This is a genomic window from Leptolyngbya sp. AN02str, from assembly GCF_050565595.1.
GTDB lineage: Bacteria > Cyanobacteriota > Cyanobacteriia > Elainellales > Elainellaceae > Kaiparowitsia.
In genome coordinates this window covers 35,969-51,093 of record NZ_JBNXVR010000048.1, presented here as the reverse complement: position 1 = coordinate 51,093, position 15,125 = coordinate 35,969, and the positions used below count along the sequence as shown (strand labels likewise).

12 protein-coding genes and 1 tRNA gene are annotated in these 15,125 nt (G+C 49.8%); 5 read left to right on the top strand and 8 right to left on the bottom strand.

Annotated elements, in window-relative coordinates; all coding sequences use genetic code 11:
* The coding region (locus tag ACQ4M4_RS24870) for an IS1634 family transposase (protein WP_430687174.1) at positions 1 to 607 on the top strand (607 nt) is incomplete at its 5' end.
* A 116-nt stretch (positions 608 to 723) separates the two neighbouring features.
* On the opposite strand, the gene ACQ4M4_RS24865 is transcribed toward ACQ4M4_RS24870, so the two are convergent.
* The 8 genes from ACQ4M4_RS24865 to ACQ4M4_RS24830 all read right to left on the bottom strand — a co-directional run bounded on the left by ACQ4M4_RS24865 (position 724) and on the right by ACQ4M4_RS24830 (position 10,926).
* Positions 724 to 1,539, bottom strand: coding sequence for a DUF3598 family protein (locus ACQ4M4_RS24865; protein WP_430687173.1), 816 nt, complete (start codon positions 1,537 to 1,539; stop codon positions 724 to 726).
* Positions 1,540 to 1,752: 213 nt separating this feature from the next.
* Positions 1,753 to 1,953, bottom strand: a complete 201-nt coding sequence (locus ACQ4M4_RS24860; protein ID WP_430687172.1) for a hypothetical protein — start codon at positions 1,951 to 1,953, stop codon at positions 1,753 to 1,755.
* A gap of 660 nt (positions 1,954 to 2,613) precedes the next feature.
* Complete coding sequence (locus ACQ4M4_RS24855) at positions 2,614 to 3,501, bottom strand: hypothetical protein (RefSeq protein WP_430687171.1); 888 nt, start codon at positions 3,499 to 3,501, stop codon at positions 2,614 to 2,616.
* Entirely contained in the window at positions 3,443 to 4,111 is a 669-nt protein-coding gene (locus tag ACQ4M4_RS24850) for a hypothetical protein (protein WP_430687170.1), read from the bottom strand. Before ACQ4M4_RS24850 ends, ACQ4M4_RS24855 begins: the two co-directional genes overlap by 59 nt.
* A complete protein-coding gene (locus ACQ4M4_RS24845) occupies positions 4,108 to 4,911 on the bottom strand; it encodes a TIGR04255 family protein (RefSeq protein WP_430687169.1) in 804 nt (267 codons plus the stop codon). The genes ACQ4M4_RS24850 and ACQ4M4_RS24845 overlap by 4 nt, the downstream gene beginning before the upstream one ends.
* Before the next feature lie 456 nt (positions 4,912 to 5,367).
* The gene (locus ACQ4M4_RS24840) at positions 5,368 to 6,249 is read right to left on the bottom strand and encodes a bile acid:sodium symporter family protein (RefSeq protein WP_430687168.1); all 882 of its coding nucleotides are present in this window, start codon (positions 6,247 to 6,249) and stop codon (positions 5,368 to 5,370) included.
* Between the two features lie 207 nt (positions 6,250 to 6,456).
* A complete protein-coding gene (locus ACQ4M4_RS24835) occupies positions 6,457 to 9,147 on the bottom strand; it encodes an MHYT domain-containing protein (RefSeq protein WP_430687167.1) in 2,691 nt (896 codons plus the stop codon).
* 576 nt (positions 9,148 to 9,723) lie between these two features.
* Positions 9,724 to 10,926, bottom strand: a complete 1,203-nt coding sequence (locus ACQ4M4_RS24830) for an aminotransferase class V-fold PLP-dependent enzyme (RefSeq protein ID WP_430687166.1) — start codon at positions 10,924 to 10,926, stop codon at positions 9,724 to 9,726.
* A 106-nt stretch (positions 10,927 to 11,032) separates the two neighbouring features.
* Here ACQ4M4_RS24830 and ACQ4M4_RS24825 point away from each other — a divergent pair, with 106 nt between their 5' ends.
* From ACQ4M4_RS24825 to gltX, 4 genes are all read left to right on the top strand, one after another.
* Entirely contained in the window at positions 11,033 to 11,215 is a 183-nt protein-coding gene (locus ACQ4M4_RS24825) for a hypothetical protein (protein ID WP_430687165.1), read from the top strand.
* Between the two features lie 421 nt (positions 11,216 to 11,636).
* Positions 11,637 to 13,193: a TM0106 family RecB-like putative nuclease gene (locus ACQ4M4_RS24820; protein ID WP_430687175.1), complete on the top strand. Its 1,557-nt coding sequence runs from the start codon at positions 11,637 to 11,639 to the stop codon at positions 13,191 to 13,193.
* Positions 13,194 to 13,245: 52 nt separating this feature from the next.
* Positions 13,246 to 13,319: transfer RNA gene (locus ACQ4M4_RS24815), tRNA-Asp, on the top strand.
* Between the two features lie 284 nt (positions 13,320 to 13,603).
* On the top strand, positions 13,604 to 15,052 hold the full coding sequence (gene gltX, locus ACQ4M4_RS24810) for a glutamate--tRNA ligase (RefSeq protein WP_430687164.1): 1,449 nt from the start codon (positions 13,604 to 13,606) through the stop codon (positions 15,050 to 15,052).
* Positions 15,053 to 15,125: the final 73 nt, after the last annotated feature.

The window sequence follows — 15,125 nt, the reverse complement described above, 5'->3', positions numbered from 1 at the left end:
ATGGCATACCTTAACTCAGGTTTCGGTTGCTTCGGTGTCAGCCAAACGTCCTCCGGGCCGCCCCAAGCGCTCCAAGGTCAAGAATGAGGGAGAAAAACTGGGTTATCAGATCCAGGCTACCTTGGAGAGAACCGCCGATTTTGAGCAACACAGCAGTCAACGGCGCAGTCGCTTTATCCTGGCTACCAATGTGTTGGATGCAACTACCTACCCTGCCGAGCGCTTACTCCAGGAGTACAAGCAGCAACAGAATGTGGAGCGAGGCTTCCGCTTCATCAAAGACCCGATGTTCTTCACCAGTAGTGTCTTTGTCAAGAAGCCTCAGCGGGTAGAGGCTCTGGCTCTCATGATGGCCCTCACCTTACTGGTGTACAACCTGGGTCAACGCAAACTGCGTCAGCAATTACAGCAATCGGGGGAGACGGTTCTCGACCAGAAGAAGAAGCCGACTGCTAACCCCACCCTGCGCTGGATTTTCCAGAAGTTTCAAGCCATCCATTTAGTGACAATCGGGCAAGCTCAGCAGGTCAGTAATCTGATGGATGAGCGCTCTAAAATCATCCAACTTTTGGGCCTACCTTACTGCCGTTACTACCTGCTTAATTAATTCCCAGCAACCTGCGGAATATCGGTTCAGGTTTCCCAAAAGCTATTTGTGCAGCAGATCCTATTCAACGTGAATTTGGGATAAGCTGAACAGCCCTTAACCCGAACTGACGTTCTTCAAAATGCCAACAGTTCGGGCTGTTGGCTGGGTTGGGAGTAGAGGAGCAAACAGCGGCGTGTGGACTGCTGGGTCGCCCAGTTGAGCGAGGCGCAGTAGGGCAAATGAAAGCGATCGCGCGATAGAACCAACTCAATGCCATCGGGAAACTGAATTTGCAAAAAATCGCCCGCGATCGTTTGTGGATCGGGTGCAATGTGGCGATAGTGGAGGGTTTCTAGCTGAATGTGCATGGCCTTGGGTTGCGCAAGGCTAAGGCTGAGCTGGGTGCAAGGCTGAATGCGGCATGTGGTATCGCTCGACCACCAGGGTTCGCCACTATCGGCCCGCACTTCGCGAAATAGAGAAAAAAAGTTGGGTTCAGCCCCGGCTTCTGCACCTCGATACATCACCACCACACTGACTCGCCTGTTGCCAATGCGCAAGTAAGGCTCAAAGTAAAAGCCTTCGGGCTTGGTGCGATCGCGCCCGACCATGGCATCTGCACCCGTTGGGTTGAACAGCAGCAAAGCGTTGGGATCTACCGGATGGGAAATGAGCGGATCACCCGGAGTGAGGTTCCACTGTTGTTGCCGCACGCTGCGGGTATGGCGGCTGCGAAAATCGAGCGAGTGGGTGATGGTTTGGCGATCGCTCGATGGTGTGAACTGTCGCACAGAATCGAGCACATCTAAAACTTGCCCTGTACCATCAAACCGAATGAGCAATCCATTCCATTGCCCAGCGTGCTGTGCCAACAAGTGCTGCCATTGGTCTGATGGGGTGAGCGCTTGCCAAGCAGAAGCCGATGCAAAATGGGTGAAGTGAGGAGTCATCGCAGTCAAAAAATGCCGGAAGGATGGCTTTGTCGCAACAAAGCTGGCTAGTTTGCCAAGTGCAAACTTGATGTGGCCTCAGCCTAACATAGGCACAATTTCGGGCAGTTCTCCCTGTATCAATTTGAAACCAGCGCCCCAAATATGGAAATGGTTGGGCGATCGCAACAATTGCCCATGGTGGAAACTGGCGATCGCCCAGAAACGAACAGGCTATCTCACCAGCACGGTCATCACTTTGCCATTGGCAAACGGTGCGGGAATGATGGGGGTGAACTTCACTCGGTCGTGCACCACCTGTTTTACAACCAGCTCGTTCATGATGTGAACGACTTGCTCTCGCGTGCCAATAATCCAAATCTGCGGCTTTTCGGCCTGCTGCGTGGGCAACAGGTCGTTGAATTCCGAACTCATATTCTGTTCCTCGCTAATGCAATGGATGTGCCGATGAAGAAAAAGCTTAAGGCGTGGTTTCCTAACCACTTGTCAGCATTAGCAAGGTGAAACGATAATCGATCCAGCCTAGCCCTCTGCTACGGTCAGAGAGTTAGGTTAGCTGGTTAGGCAGTGCGTCAACACTCCTAACTAGCGTCCTCACCTTAAGCTCGTCTCTTTTAAGTTGCGCCGGAACGAATTCCGGTATCGCCCACCATAAAACAAAACGCCAGGGGAACACAAGTATCACCTGGCGTTTTGTTATGAATTCTTGATCTTTCAGCCAATCTATCCAACCAACTCCGCAACCAACATAAAAATATGCGGAAAAATTCTTGCGATTTAACGTGAGCGGCATATTATGCAGATTATTTCTGCATAAGCATTAAATTTGGGATATTATGCCGAATCATTCTGCCTATCTACCCCAATTTAGGATGTTATGCCGAAATTTTCCGTCTATTAATAGTTCGTAATAGTTCGACCGCTAGGTTATCTGTGGGACAGTACTTGACTGTTGCTTATTAGTACCCAGTGTTGAAGTACCATGAGATTCAGAAATAAGCTGAAACTCAAATGGTTTAGCAAGCGATCGCTAGTGATAAACTTTGTAAGTAGTAGAGCCGCATATTCTGCACTTTATGAGGATAAGTGATCCAGATCCAACGGATCGCTCTCAACATACTCTTTTGCTGTCATGTCTTCCAAAGCTACTACTGAACCTTCTACGTTTTTGTATCGTCCAGATTCAGGGATTAATTGCAGCCACTGGTTAAGAAATTGATCCCATCCTATTCCCTTAAATTGACTCTGATTCTCATCTCGAATAAACCAGAAAATGAGTCGGATTTCAGAGCTACTCCATGAAGGTTCTGCACGTACCCTAATTTCGCGTAAGGCGCGGAGTGCTTCTCCTTCTTCAGTAGCTTTATCATGCTTATCGCGTAGACGCTTTTGGAGCTTTCTGGCAAAATCAGTGAAGTCGTCAGGGAAAGCAAATCGAGCACGCTTCCGTGTTAGCGCTTGCCCAAGTGCCCTAACTTCATCATCGCAAAGGCATCCAGGCTTACGCTCCCATTCTGCTACAACAGCCTTCTCTACCGTCATTACGCGGTCGAGATCAGCGACAAGATTAAGTTCTGCAACTCCTGGAACGTAAGCATATTGGGGTCTTCTACTTCGCTGAATCTCATACAACTGTTGTTCATGAACCTCTACAAGAGGTACTATCTCAACAAATGGGCGCTCATCACAAGACCGAACAATATCGCATGTCTGTGTAACTACAGCAAAACCTCTGACTTCGGATTCTGCAAGGTCAGTTTCTTCTTGCGCAACATCGGCAGAGTCAGATGTCAAAGGGCGTTGTGGATTGAAGCGGTAGACAAACCAGTATTTTTCAAGCACACAATCACCTTGACACCACTCTGAAAGAGCAGTGTCTATTGCTTGAATCCAACTATCTCGATCATTGACCACTACTATTTTTTCGGCTCCTTGCAGTTCTAGCAGGTCTGGATCGTCCAACCTCACGGTGAATAGGCTCTTGAAGAGCCTCAACCAGATCTGCTGGATTCTGAGGCATATATGTTGTATGTGCATCTTCAGACAGAGCACCTAATAATGGTCTTCGGGGCGCATTATTAGAACCAACGATCCGCTTGAATTCTTCATACTTGCCTGCAACTAGGAGATCGAAAAGGGGATTTCCATTGCCATCAGGGCGAAGTAAAAGACTGCGATTTAGACTTGCACTTCCCTGGTCGACATGTCGAATAGTGCCTAACAGTCGATTAAGATGTTCCTCATTAAAACGAGATAATGGTTGTCCACTTGCCCAAAAATGAAGGCTTCTTCGGGAAACATTAAAGAGCTTTGCCAGTTGCTCCCAGGTCAGTCCACTTAACCTTCGTAGTTCACTGAGAGCCTTTTGTGTTGCTTCTGGGGAACTAGTTGATGCTATAGCAATTCCGCTCGTTGTCATTTCCGATGCGGCTGCTAAATTTTGATCAAGAATCTCTTTAGATGTAGTTGTGCTACGAGAAGCGGTTAAGATTCTTGTGAAAATTATATTTGGCCTTCTAGCATCTGTAACAGATCCAGGTAGTATATGTGGTTTGTCCAAAAGAGTACTCATGGCTTACCTCCATATCGCCGTAAGAAATCATCTTCTACTGCCCATCGAAAGAAAGTGTAGATTCTTTCAGCAAAATGTTGTGCTTCACTCATCAACTCGTCAACATGAAAGTCTCGATTTTTAGAAACAGACATGTCAAGATCAAGTATCCAACTAGGATCTGCAACAGCTTCTATCGCTTCTGGATCAAAAGTTGCACCAGCAGGCATAGCTCCCCATCTTGCGACAATTTGCTCGCCTCCGTCGGGAATAATAAACAAAGATTCATTGATGGTCTGACGAATGTGCTCTCTAAAATCAACAGCCACCATTCCGGCTATCTCAGGTTTTACAAGGGAAGATATATCTTGAAAATTTTGTCCGACAATTCTGTCAATATATCTCAATCCAAAACGCTCTATACTTGCGGGCTTAAAACTTTCATTAAGTGCGACAAGAATATTTTCTAGACGCTTTAAAAAATCACGACGACTTAAGTAAGCAGTCGTTTCAAGCGCTACAAAGTTAGATGCCAACGAAACTCGCCAATTCCAGTTATCTAATGTGTCTACAAATCGCCAAGTAACTTGAGGTGCAATTGGAACGACACCCTGAGGACTAAAGGCAAACCCTTGAGTTTGTTCAGGCTGGAGGATAGGATAGCTCTCGCGAATTGCTTCTTGAAATGAACCAACAAAATCTTTCTTCTCAATTGAAAGAATAGGCGGAAAGCGCAACTGTGCGATCACTCGAATAAGAGGTGCATCTTCTAAGGGTACCTCTTCGGGGGGTGGTGCAGTGAGTGGATTGAAATTAACCACTTTTTACATCCTTTCTGGAACTTTCAGAGAGATTAAGCATAGCTAGAGTCGAGAGATAATACCTATCGTTCCCTGTTCCTATGATATGCCATCAGTGTGAAGTAGAGTGTGAAGTTTAAGTGGAATTTTCCTGAAAGCCGCCTCGGTTTGCAGAGGCAAGTTGGAGAAAACCCAATACCTACGGTATTTCTAGAGTCTTTTGGCGCAGTCGAACAACGCTGTTGCAGCGGACTACTGAAAGCTGCTGGTGGTGATGTAAGTTTTGTAAGCAGCCGCTGAACAGCAACGTTAGGCTGAGTTGACTGTCAGTATGATTGGTAATTTGAATATCTGTAGAAATGGATTTAAGCTACTTGCTCTGTTCTTCGGCTAAAGTTATGGGCTTTGTACACGGGAAGCAAAAAACTGAATTCTATTGAGAATATTTGCAACCTGTTTTTTAACTAAGACAGTTGGTTAGTACTTTACGGTCGTCATCCCGCCGATCGCTTTTCTACCATACACGATCGCTCCAAAACCCGTCACATACATCAACAAGCTATAAACCGCAGCGGGCACAGCCATATCGGGATTGTTGAGTAAACCAGCAGTAATGGCGATCGCCAGCGTTCCATTTTGCAGACCCACTTCAATCGCGATACAAATCTGCTGAGCCAGCGACAGTCGAAATATCCGTGCAGCAAGAAATCCTGTCAACGTTGCGAACACATTGAGCAACACCACCCCAATTCCCACCTGCACCAAAAATCCTGGCAGCTTACTACCCTCCCGAATCAGCAACAGCACAATAATGAGTGCTAACAGACCCGCAGCAAGGTAACTCATTTGCTTTTCTAGCCGACGCGCCGTATCAGGAAACTGGTATCGAATTGCCATTCCAATCGCGATAGGCAACAGCGTAATCAAAAAGATTTGCAGCATCGTAGAGCCAATGGGCAGAGCGATCGCCGCACTTTCCCCAACAAAATACTGAAGCGCCAGATTCGTAACCACAGGAATCGTCAACACAGTGACAAGGCTGCTAACAGCCGTCAGCGTTACCGACAAAGCAACATCGCCCCTCGCCAAATAGGTCACAAGATTAGACGAAGGCCCACCCGGGCAAACCGCCAACACAACCAACCCCACCGCAATCTCTGGCTGCATAGGAACAACCAGTGCAATCAACGTTCCAATCAGCGGCAGCAGCAAAAGCTGACAAACTGTGCCCACCGCCACCGCCTTTGGGTAACGAGTAACTCGCTTAAAATCCTCTGGAACCAAACTGAGTCCCATCCCCAGCATGACAATTGCCAGAGCCAGCGGCAGCAAAACAGAAGTCAATAAGTTGCTCTGCATAAGTGCTAAAGACCCACGATAGACAAGAGTTGCATTTGTTCAGAGCAAAAGCAAAATAACTCTCAATCTACCTTACTCTTGGCCGGTATCGTCAGTAAGTATGATGCATTGCACAAACGCATTGCCTAACAACATCCATACATACCAACCGCCACAAGTCACCGGGCAACGCCATGCACAGGGCATCTACAGCGATAGCACGCAGCATCAGGCAGCCTGAGAAGCAGGTTGCCGAATCGGAATTTGAATGACAAATTCTGTGCCTTGCTCAGGACTGGAGAAGCACTCAAGTTTGCCACCATGTTTTTCCACAATAATTTGATAGCTAATGGACAATCCCATGCCAGTACCTGTACCAACCGACTTGGTCGTGAAGAAAGGCTCAAAAATTCGATCCTTCACGTTTTCGGGAACCCCTGAACCATTATCGGCGATCGCAATTTTTACCCACTGATCCGCGCTGATAGACGTGCGAATCGTAATCTCACTGGGATGATCCTGAATCTCCTGAAACGTTCGCTTTGCATTGACCTCTTCCAGCGCATCAATTGCATTCGCTAGCAAATTCATCACAACTTGGTTGAGCTGTCCTGGATAGCACTCTACCAACGGTAAATCAGCATAGTTCCGAATAATCTCAATCGCAGGACGCTCAGGACGCGCCTTCAAACGATGTTGCAGAATCATTAACGTGCTATCAATTCCCTCGTGAATATCCACCGCCTTAAATTCAGCCTCATCCATGCGCGAAAAATTACGCAGCGATAGAACGATTTGGCGAATGCGATCGGTGCCAATTTTCATCGACTTGAGAATTTTTGCCAGATCTTCCCGCAAAAACTCCAGGTCAATCGCTTCCTCCTGTGCCTGAATTTCTGGAACTGGCAGCGGATAGTAATACTGGTAGAGTTGCACAAAGTCCAACAATTCCTGCACATAATCCTGCACATGGGTCAAATTGCCATGGATAAAGTTAACCGGATTATTAATTTCATGGGCAATCCCCGCCACCAACTGGCCTAAACTCGACATCTTTTCACTTTGCACAAGCTGTAGTTGCAGGCTTTGTAGTTCCTGAAAGGCTTGTTGGAGGTTGTGAGCTTGCTGCCTGAGCCGCGCTTCAGATTCGCGCAATTGCTGGGCTTGCGCCTGGGCTTGCAGCGCACCTTGCTCGGCCTGGGTGTAAAGGTCGGATTGCTGAATGGCAATGCCTAACTGAATGGCCAGCCGATATAACAGACTACTTTCCTTTTCTTGCCAAACCCTTGGGTGGCTACATTGATGCACAATCAACAATCCCCAAAGTTGATTACAGACAATGATCGGTACAATCAAATTCGCTTGAACCTGTAACCGTTGTAAGAACTGGCGATGCTCAGGATCTAACCCTGCTTCCAGAATATTGTGAATTGCCCGAATCTGGCCGTCTCGGTAACGTTCCAAACACTCTTCCGGAAAGCAGTCATCGGCTGCTTCGCCTAAGGTGGGAGACCAGAGTTCAGCAACATCTTCCAAAACGACTTGTCCACGCCAATCGGCATCAAACTGATAGATCAAAGCCCGATCGGTTTCAAAAATGGTACGGACTTCGCAAACGGCCGTTTGTAGAATTGTCTGCAAATCCAGAGATTGTCGAATTTGGGCTGAAAGACGATTGAGCAGTTCTTCTTGGGTGGCTAAGTCTCGAAATTTGGCCTCAGATTCTTTGAGGCGATTTTCGGTTCGCTTCAGGTCTGTAATCTCGCTAAACGTACAGATCATCTGAGTTAAGGACGTGTCAGCTTGATGCAAAGGAACCGCATTCACGAGGAGTGCGGTTCCGTCTGAATGGGTTGGGGCTTCACTGCAAACGACTGCATTCTGCACAGACTGTCTGGCAGCAATTTGCTGGAGTACGGGTTGAAGTGACTGGAGTAGCGAATTCTCTGAATGGGTAGGAGCGGGCAAATTCGAGTTGTTGGCCACCGTTTTATCCCAGAAGCGTTGTAGCTCTTTTGCGGTGGGTAGGTGTAACAGGTCAAGTACAGCATGATTTGCGGCCTGAACTTGAGCATCCTCTCCAATCACCAACACCCCAACCTGAATCCCTTCCAAAATTGCTTTGAGGGCTTTTTGACTTTCCTGGAGTGCCTGAGCGTAGATGACCTGAGCAGACAGGCGGCGATCGAAAAAGGCCGTGAGCAATGCCAGTCCCAAAATGATCAGGGTGCCGATAACGACAGCGGCGACGAGGGGGACGATATTTTCGGGAGGCTGTAAGTCCGACTCCAAGACGGTATGGGGCAGGGGCATAAAACAGGCGGCGGCCATGCCTGTATAGTGCATTGTTGGAATCGCCGTTCCCATAATGATGGCAGCCAGGAGCTTTTTCCAGGTTTGGTGGGGCGTTGTTTCTTCCCGCAGTTGGAATACCAAAAAGAGTCCTGCAAAGGAGACTGCGATCGCAATGAGGACAGAAATCACAATGATTTGAGGATTGTAATGCATCCTTGCTGAGGTATGCATTGCAGCCATGCCAAGATAGTGCATTGACGCGATTCCCAACCCCATGAAAAGGCTTCCTCCTCCTAACCGAAGCCAACCCAGGGTTTGACGGCTGCCCAAAAATAGAGCCAGTCCCGAGGCAACCATCGCGGGCAAAACAGAGACAAGAACCGTCAAAAAGTCATAGTGAACGGGAACGGGCAATCGAAAGGCCAACATGCCAATAAAGTGCATTGACCAAATGCCAGTGCCCATAGCAGCCGCACCACTCATTAACCAACCGATTTGGGCGCGGTTCTGGGTTGCATTCACTCGTCCCGCCAGATCTACAGCCGTGTAGGAAGCTAGCATGGCGATCGCGACGGAAACAATCACAAGTTGAAAGTTATAACCCGTGGCTAAAGAATAATTCATAAAATTGAGAAGCTTCGTCAATCACATTCGTAGTAGAGATTCACTCATCCCAACGTTTCAACAGTTCATTTCTCTGCGAAAAAGTTACTACTTTTGGCGCAAGAAAAGTCAAGCTCGAAGGCGTAGCATGAGTGGAGCCGTGTGGAAGTCGGCGAGTAGAAGCAGGAACAGCACGAATGATTGTCTCTCTAGGAATAATACCCAACAAGAGAGAGTGTCTAACGTTGTTAGACATAACAACTAAAAGGATACGAATGGCGATCGCCTGAATGCTATTTGCAACGGGTGATGGATGACGCTGGCTGTGTTAAAGTACGCTGAATCTTCATCAGTTATGTTTAAAGTTCAGTGATACATGATTTGAACATCAGAAGAATTCCACCCATCACACAAAACGGAGCGTTTGTAGCGCCTAAGTGCAATAGCACGATAAAGCCTAAGTGCAATAGCACGGTAAAGCCTAAGTGCAATACAACAAAGGAAACGACGATGTATCGTCCAATCCTGAAGTTTTGGATGGTATCGGTGCGTTTTATTTATGGTTGCTATAGATTTTTCACAAAGGAAAGAACCGGATCACACTTCATTCTCGACAAGCCTATGCACCGCATTTACCAAGTGATCGAGTTCCGACTCTTGGGTAAAGTAGTGAACGCAAGCACGAATGCAGTCAGGATGCAGAATCGTACGTACATAAATGTTCTTCTGTTCTAATGCCTGCACGATACGGTTGTGATTTGCATTGGCAATACGGAAGGAGACAAGACCCGACTCCGGTGGTGCAGTGCGCAAGCACGAGACTTGGGGAATCGCTTGTAGTTTTTCCCACAGTTTTTTGCTCAGTTGGCAAATGTGCCGATAGCGCTGAGTAGCAGTTCCCCATTGCTCATGCAGCGCAATCGCCTCTCGCAACGCACCACACAGGGTAAAGTCCGACGTTGCTACCTCAAACCGCCGGCCATCGGACTGGTAGCCGATTGGATTTCCGGTGCTATCTTTTGTTAGACCGCGCCAGCCAATAAACGTGGGGCGAATCGATTCCAACGCATCGGGTCGAACATAGAGCCCACCAATTCCCGCTGGACCACACAGCCACTTGTGCCCCGTAAACGCATAAAAATCCACCCCCAACTCATCCAAGTTCAGCGGCAGCACACCTACCGACTGTGCCGCATCCACCAACACACGCACCGGAGTGTAGGTGTTGTCCGCGGTATGACACACATCCGCGATCGCCCTCAACGGCAAAACCTGCCCCGTATTCCACAAAACATGGCTGACCACCACCATGCGCGTTGTTGGGCGCAAATGCTGAGCAATTACCGCGACCGGATCACCGCCATTCAGCGTTTCCAACATGGGACACGTCGTCACCTTAACCCCAAAGCGATAGCGAATCTCTTCTGCGGTGCCAATGACACTGGGATGCTCGCAATCCGTTAACAGCAAATGATCGCCTTCGCGCCAGTCAACTCCCCATAGGGGAATGTTGCATCCCGACGATACGTTCTCTGTGAGCGTGATGGTGTCGGCAGAGACCTGAAGCAACTGGGCGATCGCCTCTCGGGTTTGCTGCATTTCGTGGTAAATCCACTGGTTTACCTGGTTCGAGAATGGCCCCTGCTGCTGGCTGGTTGTGTGCGCTTGCAAAATAGAGGCGATCGCAGACTCTGGCATTGGCCCTTGTCCCCCAAAGTTGAAATAGGCTTTGTTGGCCAGCGCCGGAAACTGCTGGCGATATTGGGTGAGTTCGGTCAAGTGCCCAGCCGTAGAAGTCATAACCTCAGCCATCTCTCAATACGTCTCTTCACACCTTAACGCGCAACCTAGGCGCAAACATGGATAGAACTTAAGCACGTCATCCGAAAAACCAGGGGGTTGAATCATGTTTGGAGTGCTTAACGCTCCAAACATGATTCAACGGCGTCAGTCCCGATGGATTCAACACCCTGAAGCGATGCCCGTTCTTCCGACAGGCGACGGGCGCACCATCTTGCCCATCGCACGACCGCATCCTGGCAAACGGATGACAGGAACCGGGGATAAGGTTGGGCTTTGGTTTGTCTAACGCTTTCAAACTAGGCAGGTTGCAGCCGTCCTTGTAGTGCTTGCACCCTGCCCACACCGCTCGAATCCACCCAAGAAAGCCGTTACAAATTTGAAGAATCAGGTTAGATTCATAAACAAGATTCATAATGTAATAGAGCAGTGCGATCGCGCACCGTGCTTCAGGGTTTACAGAGCTTGTTCGCTAGGTGGACACTTGAAAAGCCAGGTGTCCAATGTTGTAGAGCCCGTTTTTAAGAGCCAATTTCGTAGAGCGTATATCGGCACAATGCAGCGTCATCGCATGACACATTCCACCCCGCGCAAACTGAAATGGAGGAGCAACGCCATCTTCTGTTTTAGTCTGGAGGCGTTTGTCCGCTAGCCCTTATCCCCTAAGAAGGCATGAGGCTGAGGACAACGGCTCGGTCTCACGGATCTTGATGCCTGCCCATCTGCGACCGCTGGTTCCCACAGCCCAACCCGACGATATTTGGATTACTGACAAAGTTTTATTTGATTACCAGCGATGTCATCGCCGTGCATTTTTGGATGCGTATGGAGACGTTGGCGATCGCGACGCACCTAGCGATTACCTCCGCAAGCTGCGGCAAGATAGTCAAGCTCACCAGTTTGCTGTGTTGGGCACCTCTCCAGCCGAGCAGCCCATTTACCCCGCAGGGGATTGGCTGGCTGGAGCCGAAGCTACATTAGAGCTGATGCGGCGTGGCGTAGAGCGCATTGCTCGCCCCGTACTCGTGGCCGAGCAAACCCGTGGCGTGAAATTGGTCAGCACGCCCGACTTACTCATCCGTCATCCCGGCGTATCCCGATTTGGCTCTTGGGTTTACCTGCCAACGGATATTCGCCTTGGCAAACGCCCCAAACTCGATTATCAAATTGCCATTGCGTTCCACACATACCTGCTCTCGCTTGTGCAATCCACTCCTGTCGAGCGTGGATGGCTGATGCTGCGACAGCGGGGAGCCTATGGGGTGAATGTGACAGACTTGATGCCCCAAATGCACGACGCGCTAGCAGGATGCATCGAAATGATGCGATCGCGCCAGGAACCTGAAGTCTTTATCGCACACAACCGGTGCGAACTCTGCCACTGGTACAGCCACTGCTACAACCTTGCCACCCAAACCGAGCACCTGTCTCTCCTGCCGGGTGTCACTCCTAGTCGCTACGTTCACCTCAAGCAGCTCAACATCACCACATTAGAAGCCCTCGCCGCCGCCATCCCCAAAAAGCTGGAACCGCTGCCCGGATTTGGAGCACAGGTCGCCCACAAAATGGTGCATCAGGCCAAGGCCACCCTCAGCAATCAAGCCCTGCCCAACCCCCTGCTGATGAGCAGCAACCCCTCACAGCCGCTGTTGCAACCCCACGAGCTTCCGACTGCTCCGATCGAGCTGTATTTCGACATTGAGGCCGCCCCAGAGCACAACCTGGTCTATCTACATGGCGTCCTCGTGGTCGATCGCCTTGCGCAAACCGAAACCTTTCATGCGTTGCTGGCCCACACTCCCAATGATGAACACACGGCATGGCAGCATTTTTTGGATTTGGTATGGCAGTATCCCACCGCTCCCATCTACCACTTCTGCCCATTTGAGGTGCAAACGGTGCAGCGCCTTGCTCAGGCATACAACACCCATCCCAGCTATGTTGAACCGCTGATGAGCCGCTTTGTCGATTTGCATGAGCGAATTACCCGCATCGCCATCTTGCCAGTCGAAAGCTACGCCCTCAAATCCATTGCCAAATGGCTGGGCTTTCACTGGCAAAACCCCGAGGCAAACGGAGCCCAATCCATCTGCTGGTACGCCGACTGGCAACAAACGGGCGATCGCACCCACCTCGACGCCATCCTGCAATATAACGAAGACGACTGCCGCGCCACCCACCGGGTAAAGGATTGGCTCGTCACCTTTGTTGGCCATACCAAAGAAACTTTCGATTTTTTCGAAAAACCATTTGACAAATCCCTGTAGATAAGCAAATATAGAAATCGCGCAAAACGCGCGACACAAACACGAAAAACAAGGGACCGTAGTTCAACTGGTTAGAGCACCGCCCTGTCACGGCGGAAGTTGCGGGTTCGAGCCCCGTCGGTCCCGTTTCAGAAACCGCTTCTCGATAATGAGAAGCGGTTTTTAGTTTTCAGCTGCTATCTCAGGTCAGTGTCTGCCATCCCCTTCATTGGGTTCTTTTCATCCAAGCCAGCGAGTCCTGGTTCTGAGGTTCAACCCCTTAGCTTCAAATCTCAGAACGATCCCGACATTGATGGAACAGGTCTGGGTTTGATGTCCAAAAGAAAAATTGCTGAGTCACAACAAACGTTCCCAATGGTGGGGATGCTTGTTCTGTAGAATAGGGAATGCCCAACGACTGAACGAGGTTTATGTCTGTTCGCGTACGCATCGCGCCAAGTCCAACCGGATCTCTACACATTGGCACCGCTCGCACAGCGGTTTTTAACTGGTTGTTTGCCCGCCACCATGGCGGCACCTTTATTCTGCGAATTGAGGATACCGATCTGGAGCGATCGCGCCCCGAATATACCGAAAACATCATGCAGGGCTTGACGTGGCTTGGCCTGACGTGGGATGAAGGCCCCTTCTTCCAGACCCAGCGGATGGATCAATATCGCGAAAACATTCAACAACTGCTCGACAAGGGATTGGCCTATCGCGCCTACGAAACTCCCGAAGAGTTAGACGCGATGCGCGAAGCCCAAAAAGCCCGCAACGAAGCGCCCCGCTACGACAACCGCCACCGCAACCTAACCCCTGACCAAGAAGCCGCCTTCATTGCCGAAGGCCGCAAACCCGTCATCCGGTTCAAAATTGACGACGATCGCGACATTTCCTGGACTGACCTGGTACGCGGCACCGTGAGTTGGAAAGGGCGCGACTTGGGAGGCGATATGGTGATTGCCCGTGCTGCCGCCGCAGACGAGATTGGCCCACCGCTGTACAACTTTGTGGTGGTGGTGGATGACATTGATATGGCCATTAGCCACGTGATTCGTGGCGAAGACCACATTGGCAACACGCCGAAGCAAATTTTGCTGTACGAAGCCCTAGGCGCAACTGTACCCACCTTTGGTCATACTCCGCTGATTTTGAACCAGCAGGGGGCCAAGCTCTCTAAACGGGATGGCGTGACCTCCATCTCCGACTTCCAAACCATGGGCTACACCGCCGAGGCGATCGCCAACTACATGACCCTACTGGGATGGTCACCCCCGGAAGGCATGGATGAGATCTTTGGCCTGACCGAAGCCGCCGAAAATTTTAGCTTTGACCGGGTAAACAAAGCGGGAGCCAAGTTCGACTGGGATAAGCTGAACTGGATTAACGGCCAATATTTGCACAAGTTGCCTCCGACTCAGCTAACCGATCTGCTGATTCCCTATTGGCAGCAGGCAGGCTATGCATTTGACCCGGAGGGCGATCGCCCCTGGCTAGAGCACATTGCCGAAGTGATTGGTCCCGGCATGGCCCGGTTAGATGAATGTGTTGCGCTTTGTCGTTACTTATTTGTTGCCGATGTGGGCTTTACTGAATCTGCTACAAACCAGCTCAAGCAAAATGGCGCTGCCGCTGCCGTTCAGGGGGTGTTGGAAGCGTTGGAAAAGTATGAGACCCTCACTGCTGATGAAGCCCAAAGCATTATCCAAACCGTAGTGAAATCCACAGGTCTTAAAAAAGGCTTGATTATGAAAACCCTGCGAGCGGGCCTCACAGGCGATACTCAAGGCCCAGATTTGATCCAGTCGTGGCTGCTGTTGCACCAGCATCAGATCGCCATTCCACGCCTCGAAGCTGCGATTCTCGTTGCGACGTGAGCGCTCACGTTAGGAACCGAAGTTTGCTGAGCGAGCTTCGGTTCTTTGCTTTGGATAGGCCAACCGACTGAAC